Below are 16,079 nucleotides of genomic sequence, written 5' to 3' on the forward strand. Positions count from 1 at the left end.
CGCGCCGGCGAAGACGACCGCGCTGCCGGCGGTCGCCACGGCCCGCGCGATCGACTCCTCGGCGTCCATGTCGGGGTCGGCGAGCTGTTCGCGGTGGCGGGAGATGATGAACAGGGCGTAGTCGATGCCCACCGCGAGGCCGATCATGAGGGCGAGCACGGTGGACGTGCCGGTGATCTCCACCCACGTCGAGATGAACTTCACGCCCAGTACACCGATGGCCACGCCCACCACGGCGGTCACCAGGGGCAGTCCGGCCGCCACCAGTGAGCCGAGGGTGAGGGCCAGGATGGCGAAGGCGATGACGACGCCGACGAGTTCGGCCGGCCCGCCGACCTTGGTCTGGGGCTTCATGGCCGTTCCGCCGTACTCGACCTCCAGGCCCGCGTTCCGCGCCTGGGTCATGGCGCTGCTCAGGGAGTCCTTGGCCTGCTGAGTGACGTCGGCGGCGGCCTGCCGGAAGCGGACGTCGGCATAGCCGATCCGCTTGTCCGCGGACATCGTCCGACATCGCCGAGGCGGCGGAGGTCTCGCCGCGCACGGTCACGCTGTACTTCCCGTCCAAGCTGGAACTGGCGCTGGCCCGTTCCGAGGCACTCGCAGAGCGCCTCGGAACTGCCCTGCGCGAGCGGCGGGAGGGCTGGCTGACACTGGACGCGCTCGAGCACTGGCTGCGCGAGGAGATCGCCAACCGGAGCGACCTCGACGACTTGTCCGAGCGGATGTTTGACCTGAATCCGCAGCTCAGGGCCGTCAGTAACGGACGCCTGGCGGAAGTCGTCCAGGAAGGCGCACGCCTGTTCGCCGTAGAGAGCGGCAGCGCGCCAGGCGCCTTCGGCCCGCGCATGGTGGCCACCACCGCGGCGGCGATCATCAGCGAGCTGTGCCACCACCCCGAGCACGCCGACATCGACGGGGCCATGGCATTCCTGCGGGCTGGGGCCGCCACCCTGTTTCCTGCCGCGCCGGAACCCGAAGCGGTGCCAGGAGCGACAGCCGACCGCACGCCCGGGGGCGACGCCGGCTGAACCGACCGCAGGCGGTTCGCTCGGCGTCAACCTGTTCGTCCCAAGCCCGGTCCCCGTTTCCGCCGGGGCGGGCCACGGCTGTGCCCGGGCGGTAAAGCATGAGGCGGACCGTTACGGGCTGAAGCCGACCGACGGCGAACCGGTGGAGGACGACGGCCATTGGACGACAGCGGAGCTGCACAGGGCGGGCCCAGGGCCGTCTTTAAACGGATCTTGCCCAAGCGCGTCACTCATAGCGGCAACACGGGTGTACTGGCCGCTGCGGTAAGGGGCTGCTCGGCCCAGATGGTCTTGCCGCGCTGACCGTAACGGCAGCCCCACCGGGTGGTGAGCTGGGCGACGAGGAACAGGCCGCGGCCTCCCTCGTCGGTGGTGCGGGCCCGACGCAGGCGTGGCTGGGTGTTGCTCGGGTCGGTGACCTCGCAGACCATGACGTTCTCGCGGATGAGTCGGAGCCCGACCGGTCCGCCGGCATAGCGAACGGCGTTGGTCACCAGCTCGCTGACCACGAGTTCGGTGGTGAAGCCCAGGTCCTCCAGCCCCCAGGCGGCGAGCTGACGCGCGGTCGCCTTCCGGGCGTCGGCCACGACGGCAGGGTCGGCCTCGAACTCCCAACTGGCGGTGTTCTCTGCCGGTATGGCGCGGGTGCGGGCCAGCAGCAGCGCGATGTCGTCGCGAGGCGGGTGATCAGCGACATCGGCGAGGAGAGCGCGGCCGGAGTCCTCCAGGGCGTCGCCAGGGCGGCAGCGGGTGAGGAGGTCGGCTGTCAGCCGGCGCAGGCCGGCTTCGATGTCGTGGTCGTCCCGGTGGATGAGGCCCTTGGTGTAGAGCGTGAGGAGGCTGCCGGGGGCCAGGTCGATGGTGGTCGTCTCGAACGGCATGCCGCCGACCCCGAGGGGCGGACCGGGGGAGATCTCGATGACCTGGGTGGTGCCGTCGGGCAGAACCAGCAAGGGGGGCGGGTGTCCGGCGGAGGCCAGGGTGCAGCTGCGGGTGAGGGGGTCGTAGACGGCGTACAGACAGGTGGCGCCGACCGTGTCCCAGTGGTCGCCGGGCGTCTCGGCCGCCAGGCGCTGGACGAGGTCGTCCAGGTGGGCGAGGAGTTCGTCGGGTCCGAGCTCCAGGTCGGCCAGGGTCTGGACGGCGGTGCGCAGGCGGCCCATGGTGGCGGTGGCGTGCAGGCCATGGCCGACGACGTCACCCGCAACGAGGGCGAGCCGCAGGGACGGCAGGGGGATGACGTCGAACCAGTCGCCGCCCACCCCCGCGCCGCCGCCCGCTGGGAGGTACACGCCCGCGGTCTCAGCCGCCGGGGTGTCGGCGAGGGCCGGGGGCAGGAGGCGTTGCTGCAGCGCGACAGCCGCACGGTGTTCCCTGGTGTACCGACGTGCGTTGTCCACGCCGAGAGCGGCCCGGGACGTGATCTCTTGCAGCAGATTCGCATCGTCCTCGTCGAAGGGCTCGGGCCGTTCGGTGCGCCAGACCATGACGCCGCCCAGCATGAGGCCGCGCGCGGACAGGGGGGACACGGCGATCGAATGGGCACCCCTCGGGGCGTACCGCTCAATCAGTCGCGGGTCGCCGAGCATGGCGATCCCCTGCTCGATGGACAGCACCACGGTCTCGCCGTGCTGCATGCCGCGCAGGGCGGGGACGTCCGGGAACCGCGGAACCGGCTCGCCCGGCTGGACGAGGGCGGCGGGAAAGGGCCCGGTGGCCGAGGCCACGGCGACCCGACGCTGGTGCAGTTCCCCGCCGCCCAGCACCTTCGGGGGCTCGTCGCCGTCAAGCACCGCGTCGGCGAGCGCGACTGCCGCCAGGTCCCCGAAGGCGGGAACGAGGACGTCGGCCAGCTCCTGCGCGGTGCGGCGGACGTCGAGAGAAACGCCGATCCGGGCGGAGGCCTCATGGAGGAGTTCCAGGTGGCGGCGGGCCCGCTCCCGTTCGGTGGCATCGACGACTACGGCGGCGACTCCGGTCGGGCGTCCCCGCTCGTCCTCCAGCCGGAAGGCGGACAGCGACAGCGTCCACTGCCGCCCGGGAACGAGCGGGGACCGCATCCGCTGCTCCCTCGCGACCACCGGCACGCCCGTCTCCAGCACCTGGCGCAGCGCGGCCTCGGCAGCCTCGGCGTCCTCGGCGGACATCACGTCCCGCAGGCGGCTGCCCGCAGGTACGGCAGGTCCGCCGAACATCTCGGGAGTGACATTGGTCCGCACGATGTTCAGGTCCGTGTCGTGGATACCGACCCCGATCACGTCCTGGGCGAACAGTGCCCGCGCGAAGGCAACGCTCTGTTCGCGATCCGTCACGCAGGAGGTGGGGATCGCCAGGACCAGAAGCTCGGAGGACGCGAGCCGCATCACCCGGTACGTCACGTCGATCGTCCCGCCGGACCGGTGCCGCAGCCCCGCCCGGCCCGACGCTGGAATTCCGGTGTCACCGACCGCGGCTGCGTGCGGCAGGCCGGGAATGTCTGCGAGCAGTTCCCGGACCGGGTGACCACAGACCTCTCCGGCCGTGCGCCCCACCAGCTCCTCCGCCGTACGGGACCACCGCAGCACCATTCCCTGTTCGTCGAGTACAGCGGCTGCCGGGGTATCGAAAGGGGAAGCCCCGTCGCCCTTGTGGCCGGTTGAGGTGCTCATCTTGCTCCTCGTGGCAGTGCGGCTGCTCCAGAGGAGGGCGTTCCCATTATGGTTCCCTCGGAGTCTCATGTCCCTCTGACGATCCACCTCGCTCCGTCGGCGAGAAAGCCTGCGCGTCTTGTCCGCCGGGCTGACCGTCTGAGCACCGACAGGCCTGCGGGGCGGGTGTTCACAGGGCCGCGGCGACCGCCGCCAGCAGGCGCCACAGCATGGTGTGCGGCGTCGGGTCGGGGATGGCTCACCTGCCCGAACTGCGGGGATCGGCGGTCCGGGCGGGCATCGGCGGCCAGACGTCGGGTGCCAGGATCCCTTCCACGTAGGCGCGGGCGACCAGGGCTGCCTTGCCGGACACGCCCCAGCGGTGGGACAGCTGCTTGAGGTGGTAGTTGACCCCGTCCGCCGTGAGGCCGATGGTCGAGGCGATCTGGGCCGCGGTGGCACCATGCGCGGTCAGGGCGAGGATACGGACCTCGGTGTCCGCCACCGCGTCGGCAGGGATGGCAGGGCCGATCGGCAGCTCCTCCACCACGCGCACGATGACCAGCAGATTCGGCTCGTCGGTGGAGGTGTCGTCGACCAGGTCGACGCTCACCTCCCCGCGCCGCTCGACGCCGCTCGCGGTGGTCCAGCGGACGGCGACCGGGTAGCGCGACCGGCGGTGCAGGCGGATGGCCTCCGCGATCGAGCGGAGCTGGTCCCTGCTTTCCGGATGGAACAGGTCCAGGGCGCTGCGCCCGCGCAACGACCCCGCGAGTTCCCCCCATTCGGCGGCCAGGGCGGGGTTCGCCCGCAGGATGGTGCCGTCGGCCTTGCAGAAGGCGGCGGGCAGCGGGATGCGGTCGAACAGGCCGGTGGCGCGGTTGCGCCAGAAGACGGCCGCCGCGCTGTCCGGCACCGGGGAATGGGTGGCCGGAAGGCCGTCCGGCGGGCTGTCCGGGCGATGCTCCGCGCAGTCCATTCGAGTCCTTCCTCGCGTGAGACGTCGCCTCGGGCGCCGGATCGATACGCGGGCAAGCCCTGCCGACGAGTGTCGACTACCAATTCTGGTAGGAGCGGGGCGTCGGGCGCCGCTCGCCCGGTGTGAGGCTGGAGCAGGCCGCCTGTGCCGGTGGCCGCCCCAACAGCCTTGCACGCAGAGGGAAGCCCCACATGACCGAGGTCATTCTCCCGCCGCACACCGAGACGCGCGACGGGCTGCCCGTCGTCGATCTCGCCACCTCCCCCCTCCCCGCCGGCGCGCCCGTGCTGGCGAACGTGGAACGGGCCAGAACGTACGGCCCCGCCTATTTCCAGCGCTTCGGCGGTTTCGACGTGCTCTTCGTCAGTGACCTCGACCTGGTCACCGAACTGGCCGACGAGCAGCGGTTCTCGAAGTTCGTCGGCCCCGCGCTGGTGAACGTCCGCGAGTTCGCGGGCGACGGCCTGTTCACCGCCTTCAACGACGAGCCGAACTGGGCCAAGGCCCACGACCTTCTCATGCCGGCCTTCGCCCTCGGGTCGATGCGCCGCTACCACCCGGTCATGCTGCGCGTCGCCCGCCGCCTGCTCGACGCCTGGGACCGCCACGCGGCCGCCGGCACTCCGGTCGACGTGGCCGACGACATGACCCGGATGACGCTGGACACCATCGGTCTGGCCGGGTTCGGTTTCGACTTCGGCTCCTTCGACAGCGACCGCCCGCATCCGTTCGTCGGCGCGATGGTGCGGTGCCTGACCTGGGCGATGACGAAGACGGGCCGCAAGCCCGGCGTGGACTACGGCGAGGTCGACGAGGCGTTCCGCGCCGACGCCGCCTACCTCGCGTCGGTGGTGGACGAGGTCGTCGCCGCGCGCACCGCCGTACCGCAACCCGAGGCCGACGACCTGCTGGGGCTGATGCTGAGCGCCCGGCACCCGTCCGACGGCACCACGCTGGACAAGGACAACATCCGCAACCAGGTCATCACCTTCCTGATCGCCGGCCACGAGACGACGTCCGGCACGCTCGCCTTCGCGCTGTACTTCCTGTCCCAGCACCCCGAAGTCCTGCACCGGGTGCAGCGGGAGGTGGACGAACTGTGGGGCGACACGGCCGACCCCGAGCCGACGTACGAGGACGTCGGCCGGCTGCGCTACACCCGGCAGGTGCTGAACGAGACCCTGCGCCTGTGGCCGGCGGCCCCCGGCTTCGCGCGACAGGCCCTGAAAGACACGGTGATCGGCGACGGCGTCCGGATGCACGCCGGGCAGCCCGCCCTGGTGTCGATCCCGATGCTGCACCGCGACCCGGTGTGGGGCGACAACCCGGACCTGTTCGACCCCTCCCGCTTCGACCCCGAGGCGGAGGCGGCCCGCTCCCCGCACGCGTTCAAGCCGTTCGGCACTGGTGAACGCGCCTGCATCGGGCGGCAGTTCGCCCTGCACGAGGCCACGATGCTGCTGGGCATGCTGGCCCACCGCTACCGCCTGATCGACCGCGACCGCTACGAGCTCACCATCAAGCAGACGCTCACCATCAAGCCCGACGGCTTCACCCTGAGCCTCGTCCCGCGCACACCCGCCGACCGTGCCACGCGGTCCACGCCTTCCGCCTCCGCACCGGCTGCCGACAGCTCCCTGCCCACGCGCGTGAAGCAAGGAACGGGTCTGCTCCTGCTGCACGGATCCAACTACGGTGCTTGCCGCGACTTCGCTGGCCGACTGTCTGCCGCTGCAGGGGAGTTGGGCTGCGACACCGAGGTCGCGCCACTCGACGAGTATGCCGGCGCACTGCCCGTCGACCGGCCCCTGATCATCACGGCCGCCTCCTACAACGGGCAGCCCACCGACGACGCGGCCGCCTTCGTACGGTGGCTGGAGACCGCCGAGCCCGGCACGGCGGACGGCGTCACCTATGCCGTCCTGGGCATCGGCGACCGCAACTGGGCAGCCACCTACCAGCGCATCCCCGCCCTCATCGACCGACGGCTCGCCGAACTCGGCGGCACCCGGCTCCTGGAGCGCGCCGAAGGCGACGCATCCGGCGATCTCGCAGGCGCCGTAAGGCAGTTCACGGACCGCATGCGCACCGCTCTCCTGGAACACGCCGGCGACCCGGCGTCCGCGGCGGCTGCCTCCGCTACGACGAGCTCTGGATACCTCGTGACCGAGGTGACCGGCGGCCCGCTGGACGCCCTGGCCACCCGCCACGGCATGACCGCGATGACCGTCACCGAGACCAGGAGCCTGAGCGACCCCTCCTACCCGCGCGTCAAGCGGTTCGTGCGGGTCGCGCTCCCGCCGGGGCAGACCTACCGGACCGCCGACCACCTCGCCGTGCTGCCCGCCAACGACCCCGCCCTGGTCGAGCGGGCCGCCAAACTCCTGGGCGCCGACCTCGACACCGTCCTCAACATCACGTCCGCACACCCCCGTCCCGACGGCCTCGCCCTCGACCGGCCCGTGACCGTACGGGAGTTGCTCACCCACCACGTCGAGCTCCAGGACCGGCCGACCGCCGACCAGCTGCGCACCCTGGCCGCCGCCAACCCGTGCCCGCCCGAACAGCGGGCGCTGACGGCCCTGGCGGACGACGAGCAGGCCCTGGCCGCGGACCCGCGTACCCTGCTCGACGTCATCGAGGAAAATCCCGCCCTGCGAGAAGCCCTCACCTGGCCGGACGTCCTCGACCTGCTCCCGCCGATCCGCCCGCGCACCTACTCGGTCTCCTCCTCGCCGGCCACCGCCCCGGGCCACGTCGATCTGATGGTCTCGCTGCTGGAGGCACCGGCCCGCTCGGGACGCGGAACCCACCGGGGCACCGGCTCCAGGCACCTGAACGCCGTAAGCCCCGGCGACGTCGTACTGGCCCGGCTCCAGCCCTGCCGCGAGGCCTTCCGCATCGCGCACGACGACAACACCCCGGTGATCATGATCGCCGCAGGCACCGGCCTCGCGCCGTTCCGCGGAGCGATCGCCGACCGCCGTACGCTCGCCGAGTCGGGAGCCCGACTCGCCCCGGCACTCTGCTACTTCGGCTGCGACGCGCCCGACGCGGACTACCTGCACGCCGAGGAGCTGCGGGCCGCCGAGGAGGCGGGAGCGGTGTCCATGCGGCCGGTCTTCAGCGAGGCGCCGGCGGACGGCCTGCGATTCGTGCAGCACCGGATCGCCGCCGAGGCCGACGAGGTGTGGGAACTGTTGGAAGCAGGAGCCAAAGTGTTCGTCTGCGGTGACGGCCGGCACATGGCGGCCGGTGTCCGCGAGGCCTTCCGGGGCCTGTACGCCCAGCACACGCCCGGTGCCGACGAGGCAGCCGCCGAGGAGTGGCTGCGGCACCTGATGGACCGGAGCCGGTACATCGAGGACGTCTACGCAGGCTGATCCCCCCTTTCGCGGTGCCGGGCCGGGCGATACGGGCGCGCCCCGGCACGCGAGCCGCCCACCGAAAGAAGGCCGATCCCCATGACCGATTCCCCCTTCGACCCCATGGCCGCGCTCGACGCGCTGCTCGCCGACGTGGGGCTCGACTCCTCCGACGCGGGCGGCCGGGTGACGTTCGCCGGGCAGGACCCGATCGTCCCCGCCCGCCACCGGCTCGGCGCCGCCATCGGCATCCCCGTGATGGGCTGTGCGCTCGGCGCCGCGGCCCTGTGGCGGCACCGCACCGGGTCCGGGCAGGATCTTCACCTGGACCTGCGCCAGGCGGTGCACGGCATCACCCCGCACGCGTTCTGGCATCCCACCCTGAACGGCTCCCTGCCCCCGCACCCCCTCGTCGCCGACAACCCGTTCCTGCTGGACTCCTACCGCACCCGGGACCGCCGTACGGTCATGGCGTCCGGGGTCTACCCGCACCTGGCCGCGAAGTGGCTGCGCTTCCTCGACGTACCGCCGGACAAGCAGAAGGTCGCCGCGGCCTTCGCGCGCTGGGACGCCTTCGAACTGGAGGAGACCGCGAACGCCGCCGGGCTGCCGGTGTGCGTGGCGCGTACCCCCGAGGAATGGCTGGCACATCCGCAGGGCCGGCTCCTCGCCTCCCAGCCGGTGATCGGCCTGGAGCGCATCGGTGACGCCCCGCCACGCGAATTCCCCGCCGCCGGGCGGCCCTTGGAGGGTGTACGCGTGCTGTCGTTCACGCACGCCATCGCCGGGCCGACCGTCGGCCGCACTCTCGCCGAGCAGGGCGCGGACGTGCTGTGCGCGACCCGGCCCAACGACTACGAGCACGACTTCATCTACGACGAGGCCAATATCGGCTCCCGCAGCGCCTACATCGACCTCACCCAGGAGGAGGGCCGCAAACTTGCGGACACGCTGCTCGCCGACGCGGACGTCGTCGTCAACAACCACCGGGGCAGCAAGCTGGAGAAACTCGGCCTGGAACCGAGGGAGTTGGCCGAACGGCACCCAGGCCTGATCAGTGTCTCGGTTACCTGTTACGGCTCGACTGGCCCGTGGGCCGACCGCGGCGGCTTCGACATGAACGGCTCCGCCGCCTCCGGCCTGATGACGCTCGAAGGCACTCCCGAGGAGCCGCGCCTGCCCGTCACCGGCATGATCAACGACTTCATCACCGGCTACATGGGGGCTCTCGGCGCCACCGCCGCGCTGTACAAGAGGGCGACAGAGGGCGGCAGCTGGCACGTGACCGTCAACCTCACCCGTACGGCCATGTGGTACCAGGCCCTCGGCCTCGTCGTCCCGGCCGACGCCGGCCGGGACGAGGAGCACACCCTGCGTGAGCCCGCCGCGTACGACGCCGCCACCCCGCTCGGCGACCTGCACACCCTCGCCCCGCCGGTCCGCTTCTCCGCCACCCCGCCCCGCTGGCAGGACCCGATCCTGGTACCTCGGGGCTCTAGCCGCCCGGAGTGGCTCCCGGCTTCCTGAGCCCATGGCTCAAGCGGGCTGCGGGGTAAGGCGCTTGTGGCCCTTGCGGTCGTAGTAGGCGGTCATCGCGAAGCCGAAGAGCAGGGCGATGACCGCGCCGATCGCGATCATGATCCAGGCGCGGGTCAGGCCGGCATCGCCGCGGGCGTTGAAGTAGAGGATGGCGCGGACGCCGTCGCTGAGCTGGCGCATGGGCTCGAAGTGGGACAGGAAGCGGTAGAAGGCGGGGACGGCCTGAAGCGGGACGGTGGCGCCGGAGGACGGCAGGCCGAGGACGATGAACACGAACATGGAGACCAGTTGGCCGATGCCGCCGAAGGCGGCGTTGATGGCTTGGACGCCGAGGCCGACGGCGAGGGCCGCGCAGTAGGAGTAGATCCACAGCAGCGGAATGTGGGTCGCGTCCATGCCGAGGATGCTGACGCAGGCGAGCATCACGAGGGAGACGCTGATGACCGTGATGCCGGCCGTCATGGCCATCTTCAGCAGCAGCGTCTGGGTGCGGTTGACGGGGACCGTTGGCAGGCGGGTGTACCAGGGGCCGATCTCGTTGTCGGCGTAGCCGAGGGAGGTGTCGACGCTGTTGCTGATGACGTTGGCGCCCAGGAAGCCGGCCAGGACGAGCAGCAAGGTGTAGTAGAAGGCGGTCAGGCCCAGGCCGCTCTGGTCGCCGAGGGAGTGGCCGACCTGGGTGGTGACGTTCACCGGGTCGGCGAGCAGCAGCTTCGTCCTGGAGCCGGCTGTGACCGCCGCCGTGAGCTGTTTGCCGATGGTCTGGGAGGCCTGGTGGGCGGCCTGCGTGCTGATCTGCGCGGCCAGGGAGGAACCGAGGCTGCCCTTGCCGGGGTTGGTGAGCACCGTGATGACCGGACGCCCGGTGGCCTTGACCGTGGTGAGCGCGGCGACGGAGTCCGTGAAGTCCGAGGGGATCACCAGGGCGCCGTAGACCTTGCCGGAGTCCAGCTCGTCCTGGGCCTCGGCCCGGGTGAGCGTCCGCCACTCGGCCTTGTCACTGGAGGTGTCGGCGGTGATGGCCGCGCTGATCTGCGTGCCCAGGTTCTCCTTCTGCCCGGGCAGCGGCTTTCCCCGGTCGGCGTTGACGAGCGCGATCGGCAGGTCGTGCAGGTCGCGCTGCGGGTTGACGATGCCGCCCATGTAGAGCAGGGACAGCAGCAGAGCGAGCAGGCCAGTGAGGATCGTGGGCATCAGCCACAGCTTGGGGCGACGCAGGAGCGCGGCGGCGCCGGCCTGCGGGGCGGCGTCGGGGGTCGTGCCATCGGCGGTCATGGTTCTCCGTCGTGTCTGGGACCTGGCGGGTGGGTGTCCGCTCCGGAGCCGGCCGCGGGTGGGCTGCCGGGTCAGGATGAGGAGGTACGGCGAGTCGGCGAGTCGTCCCGAGCCTCGCCGTACCTCGCCTTGCTGGAGCGATCCGGCGGCCTGCTCAGGGACGCAGTACCAGGCGGATGGGATCGTCCTTCTTGTGCTCCAGCCGTTCGACGGCGTCGGCCGCCTGATCGAGTGGCAGGACGTCCGAGACGGAGCGCGCGAAGTCCAGCCGGCCCGCCTCCATCAGACGGATGAGCTGGGGCACCGCGGCAGTCTTACCGCGCGCATGGTCGTCATTCCGTCTCCTCCCTGGCTACGCGCTCGCGCGCGCCTTCTCGTACAGGACGGGGTCGTGGGCGTTGATGATCATCAGGTCGGGGTCGGCCTGCCGGTACAGCTCGGCGAGACGGGCGTGGTTGTCGCGAACCTTCTTCCCGTCGTACGCGATGACGGCCTCCATGCCGCGCAGGGAAGCCGGGACGGGGGAGTGACCGTCCAGGGTGCCGTAGTGGTAGAAGGCGTCACCGACGTGCAGTACCCAGCGTGTACCGGCGTCGACCGCCACGGCGGCGTGGCCGCGGGTGTGGCCGGGGAGAGCGATCAGGACGATGCCGGGCGCGATCGTGTCGAGTTCCCTGGCTGCGGCGAACCCGCGCCACTTGTCGCCGTCGGGACGGTGCTCGACGAGCTGCGGGCCGTGTGCCCACTGGGGCTGCTGGTAGCGGATCCGCTCCCGCCAGGAGGGGGAGTGGACGGCTCCGCGCGCCTCGTCCGCGGTGAGGTGGACCTGGGCGTGGGGGAAGTCGGAGAGGCCGCCGATGTGGTCGGCGTCGAAGTGGGTGAGCACGATGTGGCGGACGTCGTCCCGGCGGAATCCGAGCTTCTCTACCTGCCGGGCGGCCGTCTCGTCGGGGTCGAACACCGGCCGGATGAAGTGGCGCGCCGGTCCGACGCGCTGCTTGGGGTCGGCGATGTCGTCGAGGCCGTAACCGGAGTCGACGAGAACCAGGCCGTTCGCGGTCTCGATCAGCAGCACGTGGCAGATGAGACGGGCGCCGGGTGGATGCATGGTGCCGCAGTTGAGGTGGTGGACTTTCATGGCGGGTGTCCTTGGAGGTATGAGGGGCGGGTGGCACTGAACGGCCCGGCAGCGGTCGCGCGTGGACGGCGGCCGGTTCCGCACGGCTACGACAGTTCGAGAGCGATCTTCCCGACGGCCCGGTAGGCGCGCTTGGTGCGGATCATCCGCGACCCCCGCACACTTACGGCGTATGTTCACCTTCCTTCACGTTAGACTTACGACATAAGTGCTGTCAAACGTGCGTCCCACGGGCAGGGCGGTTCTCCGCTCGGGCCTACGCCGCACGTTCGATCCGGATGCACCCACCACCGACGCAGGGATGGGCGATGGCACAGAGAATGCCCCGCCGCGGGCCGCTGACCAGGGAGGAGATCGTGCGCCGCGCCCTGGAGTTGGCCGAGGCGGAGGGTATCGAGAGGCTGTCGCTCCACAAGATCGCGGCGGCGGTGGGGGTGCGGTGCACGTCCTGCGGGCCTTCATCGCCTTCCTGATCGGGACCGTCGCACGCGAGATCGGCTCGGCGCCGACATACGCCGGCGCTGTCCCGGGTGTCGTCGCCAATCGGGGGCAGGACCTCGTCAATAGCAGGCTGCCCGCCATCCGCGGTGGCGGCCGACCTGGCGTTCTGCAATCACGAGGCCGAGATGGAGTTCGAGCTGGAACTCGTCGTCGACGGAGCGCGCCGCCGCTTCGACCTGGCTGGCTGAGTCACCGGGGCCTCCGGGTCAGGGCGGCCACGGATCGGCTCGTTGACCCACCACGGGCAGGGCCAGGGCGACTCCCGTGCGTTCGGCCTTGCGGGTCAGAAAGGTCATGGTGGTCGTGAAGTCGTCGAAGAAGGCGGGGAAGGGCCGCAGCGGCCGGTCCAGGGGGCGGGTGAAGTCGTCCCAGTGAACGGGCACGACGCGCCGGGCGCCCGTACCCGTGACCAGCCGGTCCCAGTACTCCTCCCGGAACGCCTCGTCCTGCTTGCCGAGCGCGCCGATCCCCAGGTACACGGTGTCGGCACGGCGGCCGTCGAGGGCGCCGGGCAGGCTGTGGGCGCTGGCGTGGATGAGGAGTTCGCGTTCGCCGTGGCGGACGTGGAGGGTGTAGCAGTCGCCGGTCCTGTAGTCCGTGGCGCGGGCCGGGGGCCTCAGGGGCCGGTCGATCCGGCCGGGGGCCAGGTCGCCCGGGCTGTGCCGGGCGGGCAGGGCGGTGAGTGCGAAGCGCCCGATCGTGAACGGCTCGCCGGTGACGGCCAGTTGGAAACGGTCGTCGGGGAAGCCATGCCCGGCGGCGATGTTGCGGGTCGAGGAGGAGCCGATGAGACGGGCGCCGGTGGCCGCGGCCACCTCGGGGGCGTCCAGTGCGTGGTCGTAGTGCGAGTGGACGACGAACACGGCGTCGAGGCGATCGATACCGGCCCGGCGCAGGGCCGCGGTGATACGAGCGCGGTCCGGTCGCACCCGGCCGAACCGCACACGCAGCAGGCCGGGACGGCTGAAGAATCCGTCGGTGAGGATCGCGGTGTCACCGTCGCCGAGCAGGATCGTGGACACACCGAGGAACACGGAGTGCGGTGCCCCCGGCCGAAGCGGTGCCGGCGGCTCGTACAGGTGCGCCCACGGGGCGAGGCTGGGCGCCCGAAGGCCCCGCAGCATGGCTGTCACATCCGGGCCACGGCGTTCGGCGCCGATATCCATGCCTCTTTCTCGCTTTCCTCGCTCAAGCAGCCGGACGGACAAAGTAGATGATGAACCGTCAGTACTCCCCCTGGCCGATGATCTGCTCGATCGCCTCCGTGAGTTCCTGGCCGGCGGCCGTCGCCGCGTCGGTGGACCGCCAGCCGACGTATCCGTCCGGCCGGATGACGACGGCCCCTTCGGAGCCGATCCCGTAGCGCCGTAGGAACAGGCCGTCGAGGTCGGTCAGTCCGGGAGAGCCGATGGTGTAACCCGCCACTGGGAGCCGTAGTCGGTGGGCGGCGGCCACGGCGGCCTCCCGCCAGACGCCGCCGTCCGGGCCCGTGAGCACGGTGAAGCCAGGTCCGAACAGGTCGAGGGTGGACAGCGCGCCGTCGGGGCCGAGGCGGACGTGCGGGGCCCGGCAGCCGGGAGTGGCACTGGGCGCATAGTCGAAGTAGTCGTCCTCGACCGCCGGTGGGCGGGTGCCGTCCGGGACGACCGCGGCGGAGTCGTAGACGGTGCCGAACTCGACGCCGAGGTGGTTGCCGTAACGGCGGGTCTCGCGCAGGATCGCGTCCGGATCCAGGTCCTCACCGAAGCCGTAGGCCGCGGCGCCCATGCGGGAGACGTTGCGGAAGTTCTCGTACGACTGGTCGGCCGTTCGGCGTGCCGGAGGCCGGCGCTCGGTGTCGTACGTGTCGAGCAACGACCAGTCGGCGAGGCCCCGCACACACAGGGCGAGCTTCCACATGGCGTTGTGCATGCCCTGCAGACCGGTGTTGACGCCGAGTCCGCCGGTGGGCGGGAACTGGTGGGCCGCGTCCCCGCACAGCACGACCCGCCCGAGCACGAGCCGTTCGGCGACGGTGACGTTCATCCGCCACACGCCCACACTCCGTACGTCCACCTCCAGGCCGGACACCCCGACCGCGGCGCGGACCCAGTGGCGCACCCTGTCGTCCGTCCAGGTCTCACGGTTCCACTGCTCCGGCGGGACGGAGATCTGGCACAGCCAGCGGCCGTCCGCGTCGAGGGGCTGCAGCACACCGATCGCGTCGGGGCTGGCCACGTACAGGAGCACTCCGGTCCGCTCACCGACGTACTGCTCCACGGGGGAGTGGAAGTAGCAGTTGACGAAGTGGTGGATGCCCTGTTCGCCTTCGAGGCGCACGCCGAGCGACTGCCGTACGAGGCTGTCGACGCCGTCGGCCGCGACCAGGGCCGCGCCGGACAGCGCGTATGACGCACCGGTGGCCTCGTCGACGACCTGGACGACCGCCTCGGCGTCCAGGTCGCCCGCACCGGAGGTGAGCTCGGTGACCCGGTGGCCGAACCTGAGCTCCACCAGGCCGGTCGCCGCGGCGGCGTCGCGCAGGATCTCCGTGAGCAGGTCCTGTGACGACATCACCGGGAGCGCGGGGCTGACCTCGGGTCCCGGCCCCTCGAAGCCTTGGGAGTCGTTCCGAACTCCTTGCCGACGATGGTGTCGAAGAAGCGGATGGGACTCTTCCAGCCGTCCGGGGTGTCGATGCCGCGCAGCCGTTCGTAGACCGCTGGGCCCCAGCCCCTGGCAATCTCCATCGTGCGGGTGTTGAAGTTACGCGTCTTCGGGTGCCGTGACGGCGACCTACGCCGCTCCAGCACGACGGTGGGAACGCCGAAGCGTGCGAGTTCCAGCGCGGCACCGAGCCCGACGGGGCCACAGCCCACGATGATCACCGGTCGCTGCGCCGTGAACGCCTGTGGCGGCGGTGTTGTCCGAGGGGCAGTCCAAGGTGCCATAAGAGGGGCTCCGTCCCAAAGCCGTTGACTTATGCCGTAAGGATGGCTGCAGTAGAATGCTTATGCCGTAAGTCTGTCAAGGGTCGGTCGGGCGTGGGTCGGAGTGGTGTCGTCGTGTCGTCGAAGGAGGCGGCGGTCGTGGATCAGGTCGCCGTGGGGCGCCGGCGGGGTGTCGGGCGGCGCGGGGCGGTGCGCAGGTGATCGCGAACGCGGGTGAGCACGTCCGCCATCGCCGTGACGTCCTGCTCGCTCAGGGGTCCGAACAGCTCCCGTGCGACGAGGTCGATGTGGGCGGGCAGCACCCGCGCCAGCACTTCCCGGCCGGCCTCGGTGATCGTCACGGTCACCGAGCGTTCGTCGTCGGGCGAGGGGGTGCGGGTGATCAGGCCGTTCTGCTCGAGACGGTCGGCCTGGTAGGTCAGTCCGCTGCGGCTGTAGACCACCCCGTCGGCGAGGTCCGTCATGCGCAGACTCCGGTCGGGGGCCTCGGCGAGCTGGGCCAGGACGCGGAACTGGATGTAACTGAGGTCGCCGTCTCGGCGCAGCTGCTGCTCGACCAGCTGTTGCAGCAGGGCTCCGGCCTCCATGAGGGCGAAGTAGGCCGCGATGTGTCGGGGTGTCGGCTCCATGGTCCACCGTCCTTGCTTCGAGTTCGAAGTATGCTACCGTCCTCCATCATGTGGTTCGAATTCGAAGC

At 71.1% G+C, this 16,079-nt stretch carries 12 protein-coding genes and 2 pseudogenes; 4 read left to right on the forward strand and 10 right to left on the reverse strand.

Annotated elements, in window-relative coordinates; all coding sequences use genetic code 11:
* Positions 1-15: 15 nt before the first annotated feature.
* Positions 16-501 (reverse strand): annotated as a pseudogene (locus ACWD4J_RS10955) (MMPL family transporter); the annotation flags it as partial.
* Positions 502-710: 209 nt separating this feature from the next.
* Here ACWD4J_RS10955 and ACWD4J_RS10960 point away from each other — a divergent pair.
* A complete protein-coding gene (locus ACWD4J_RS10960; protein WP_451395027.1) occupies positions 711-1,028 on the forward strand; it encodes a hypothetical protein in 318 nt (105 codons plus the stop codon).
* A gap of 230 nt (positions 1,029-1,258) precedes the next feature.
* Here the strand turns inward: ACWD4J_RS10960 and ACWD4J_RS10965 are convergent, their stop codons facing one another.
* Positions 1,259-3,676, reverse strand: coding sequence for a SpoIIE family protein phosphatase (locus ACWD4J_RS10965; protein WP_451395028.1), 2,418 nt, complete (start codon positions 3,674-3,676; stop codon positions 1,259-1,261).
* A gap of 238 nt (positions 3,677-3,914) precedes the next feature.
* Complete coding sequence (locus ACWD4J_RS10970; RefSeq protein ID WP_451395029.1) at positions 3,915-4,634, reverse strand: helix-turn-helix transcriptional regulator; 720 nt, start codon at positions 4,632-4,634, stop codon at positions 3,915-3,917.
* Between the two features lie 191 nt (positions 4,635-4,825).
* Here ACWD4J_RS10970 and ACWD4J_RS10975 point away from each other — a divergent pair, with 191 nt between their 5' ends.
* Together ACWD4J_RS10975 and ACWD4J_RS10980 are read left to right on the forward strand one after the other, a co-directional pair.
* The gene (locus ACWD4J_RS10975; protein ID WP_451395030.1) at positions 4,826-8,017 is read left to right on the forward strand and encodes a cytochrome P450; all 3,192 of its coding nucleotides are present in this window, start codon (positions 4,826-4,828) and stop codon (positions 8,015-8,017) included.
* Between the two features lie 81 nt (positions 8,018-8,098).
* Positions 8,099-9,526, forward strand: coding sequence for a CoA transferase (locus ACWD4J_RS10980; protein WP_451395031.1), 1,428 nt, complete (start codon positions 8,099-8,101; stop codon positions 9,524-9,526).
* 9 nt (positions 9,527-9,535) lie between these two features.
* Here ACWD4J_RS10980 and ACWD4J_RS10985 read toward each other — a convergent pair whose 3' ends face one another.
* The 3 genes and pseudogenes from ACWD4J_RS10985 to ACWD4J_RS10995 all read right to left on the reverse strand — a co-directional run bounded on the left by ACWD4J_RS10985 (position 9,536) and on the right by ACWD4J_RS10995 (position 11,951).
* Complete coding sequence (locus ACWD4J_RS10985) at positions 9,536-10,813, reverse strand: YhgE/Pip domain-containing protein (protein ID WP_451395032.1); 1,278 nt, start codon at positions 10,811-10,813, stop codon at positions 9,536-9,538.
* A gap of 154 nt (positions 10,814-10,967) precedes the next feature.
* A pseudogene (locus ACWD4J_RS10990) lies at positions 10,968-11,117 on the reverse strand (zinc-binding dehydrogenase); the annotation flags it as partial.
* A gap of 48 nt (positions 11,118-11,165) precedes the next feature.
* Entirely contained in the window at positions 11,166-11,951 is a 786-nt protein-coding gene (locus ACWD4J_RS10995) for an MBL fold metallo-hydrolase (protein WP_451395033.1), read from the reverse strand.
* Between the two features lie 308 nt (positions 11,952-12,259).
* Here ACWD4J_RS10995 and ACWD4J_RS11000 point away from each other — a divergent pair, with 308 nt between their 5' ends.
* Positions 12,260-12,424, forward strand: coding sequence for a hypothetical protein (locus tag ACWD4J_RS11000; protein WP_451395034.1), 165 nt, complete (start codon positions 12,260-12,262; stop codon positions 12,422-12,424).
* A gap of 234 nt (positions 12,425-12,658) precedes the next feature.
* On the opposite strand, the gene ACWD4J_RS11005 is transcribed toward ACWD4J_RS11000, so the two are convergent.
* The 4 genes from ACWD4J_RS11005 to ACWD4J_RS11020 all read right to left on the reverse strand — a co-directional run bounded on the left by ACWD4J_RS11005 (position 12,659) and on the right by ACWD4J_RS11020 (position 16,011).
* Positions 12,659-13,618: an MBL fold metallo-hydrolase gene (locus ACWD4J_RS11005; RefSeq protein WP_451395035.1), complete on the reverse strand. Its 960-nt coding sequence runs from the start codon at positions 13,616-13,618 to the stop codon at positions 12,659-12,661.
* A gap of 58 nt (positions 13,619-13,676) precedes the next feature.
* Positions 13,677-15,005, reverse strand: coding sequence for an FAD-dependent monooxygenase (locus ACWD4J_RS11010; RefSeq protein ID WP_451395036.1), 1,329 nt, complete (start codon positions 15,003-15,005; stop codon positions 13,677-13,679).
* The gene (locus ACWD4J_RS11015) at positions 15,005-15,382 is read right to left on the reverse strand and encodes an FAD-dependent monooxygenase (protein WP_451395037.1); all 378 of its coding nucleotides are present in this window, start codon (positions 15,380-15,382) and stop codon (positions 15,005-15,007) included. The genes ACWD4J_RS11010 and ACWD4J_RS11015 overlap by 1 nt, the downstream gene beginning before the upstream one ends.
* Positions 15,383-15,525: 143 nt before the next feature.
* Positions 15,526-16,011 carry a MarR family winged helix-turn-helix transcriptional regulator gene (locus ACWD4J_RS11020; protein WP_451395038.1) on the reverse strand — a complete coding sequence of 162 codons (486 nt, stop codon included), beginning with the start codon at positions 16,009-16,011 and terminating at the stop codon, positions 15,526-15,528.
* Between the last annotated feature and the right edge of the window lie 68 nt (positions 16,012-16,079).

The sequence above is a fragment of the Streptomyces sp. NPDC002577 genome (assembly GCF_053594815.1).

What these genes read in the sequence shown, in the direction of transcription:
- ACWD4J_RS10965 (WP_451395028.1), bottom strand. Translation starts at nt 3,676, where the DNA reads ATGAGCACCTCAACCGGCCACAAGGGCGACGGGGCTTCCCCTTTCGAT.
- ACWD4J_RS10970 (WP_451395029.1), bottom strand. Translation starts at nt 4,634, where the DNA reads ATGGACTGCGCGGAGCATCGCCCGGACAGCCCGCCGGACGGCCTTCCG.
- ACWD4J_RS10975 (WP_451395030.1), top strand. Translation starts at nt 4,826, where the DNA reads ATGACCGAGGTCATTCTCCCGCCGCACACCGAGACGCGCGACGGGCTG.
- ACWD4J_RS10980 (WP_451395031.1), top strand. Translation starts at nt 8,099, where the DNA reads ATGACCGATTCCCCCTTCGACCCCATGGCCGCGCTCGACGCGCTGCTC.
- ACWD4J_RS10985 (WP_451395032.1), bottom strand. Translation starts at nt 10,813, where the DNA reads ATGACCGCCGATGGCACGACCCCCGACGCCGCCCCGCAGGCCGGCGCC.
- ACWD4J_RS10995 (WP_451395033.1), bottom strand. Translation starts at nt 11,951, where the DNA reads ATGAAAGTCCACCACCTCAACTGCGGCACCATGCATCCACCCGGCGCC.
- ACWD4J_RS11000 (WP_451395034.1), top strand. Translation starts at nt 12,260, where the DNA reads ATGGCACAGAGAATGCCCCGCCGCGGGCCGCTGACCAGGGAGGAGATC.
- ACWD4J_RS11005 (WP_451395035.1), bottom strand. Translation starts at nt 13,618, where the DNA reads ATGGATATCGGCGCCGAACGCCGTGGCCCGGATGTGACAGCCATGCTG.
- ACWD4J_RS11010 (WP_451395036.1), bottom strand. Translation starts at nt 15,005, where the DNA reads ATGTCGTCACAGGACCTGCTCACGGAGATCCTGCGCGACGCCGCCGCG.
- ACWD4J_RS11015 (WP_451395037.1), bottom strand. Translation starts at nt 15,382, where the DNA reads ATGGCACCTTGGACTGCCCCTCGGACAACACCGCCGCCACAGGCGTTC.
- ACWD4J_RS11020 (WP_451395038.1), bottom strand. Translation starts at nt 16,011, where the DNA reads ATGGAGCCGACACCCCGACACATCGCGGCCTACTTCGCCCTCATGGAG.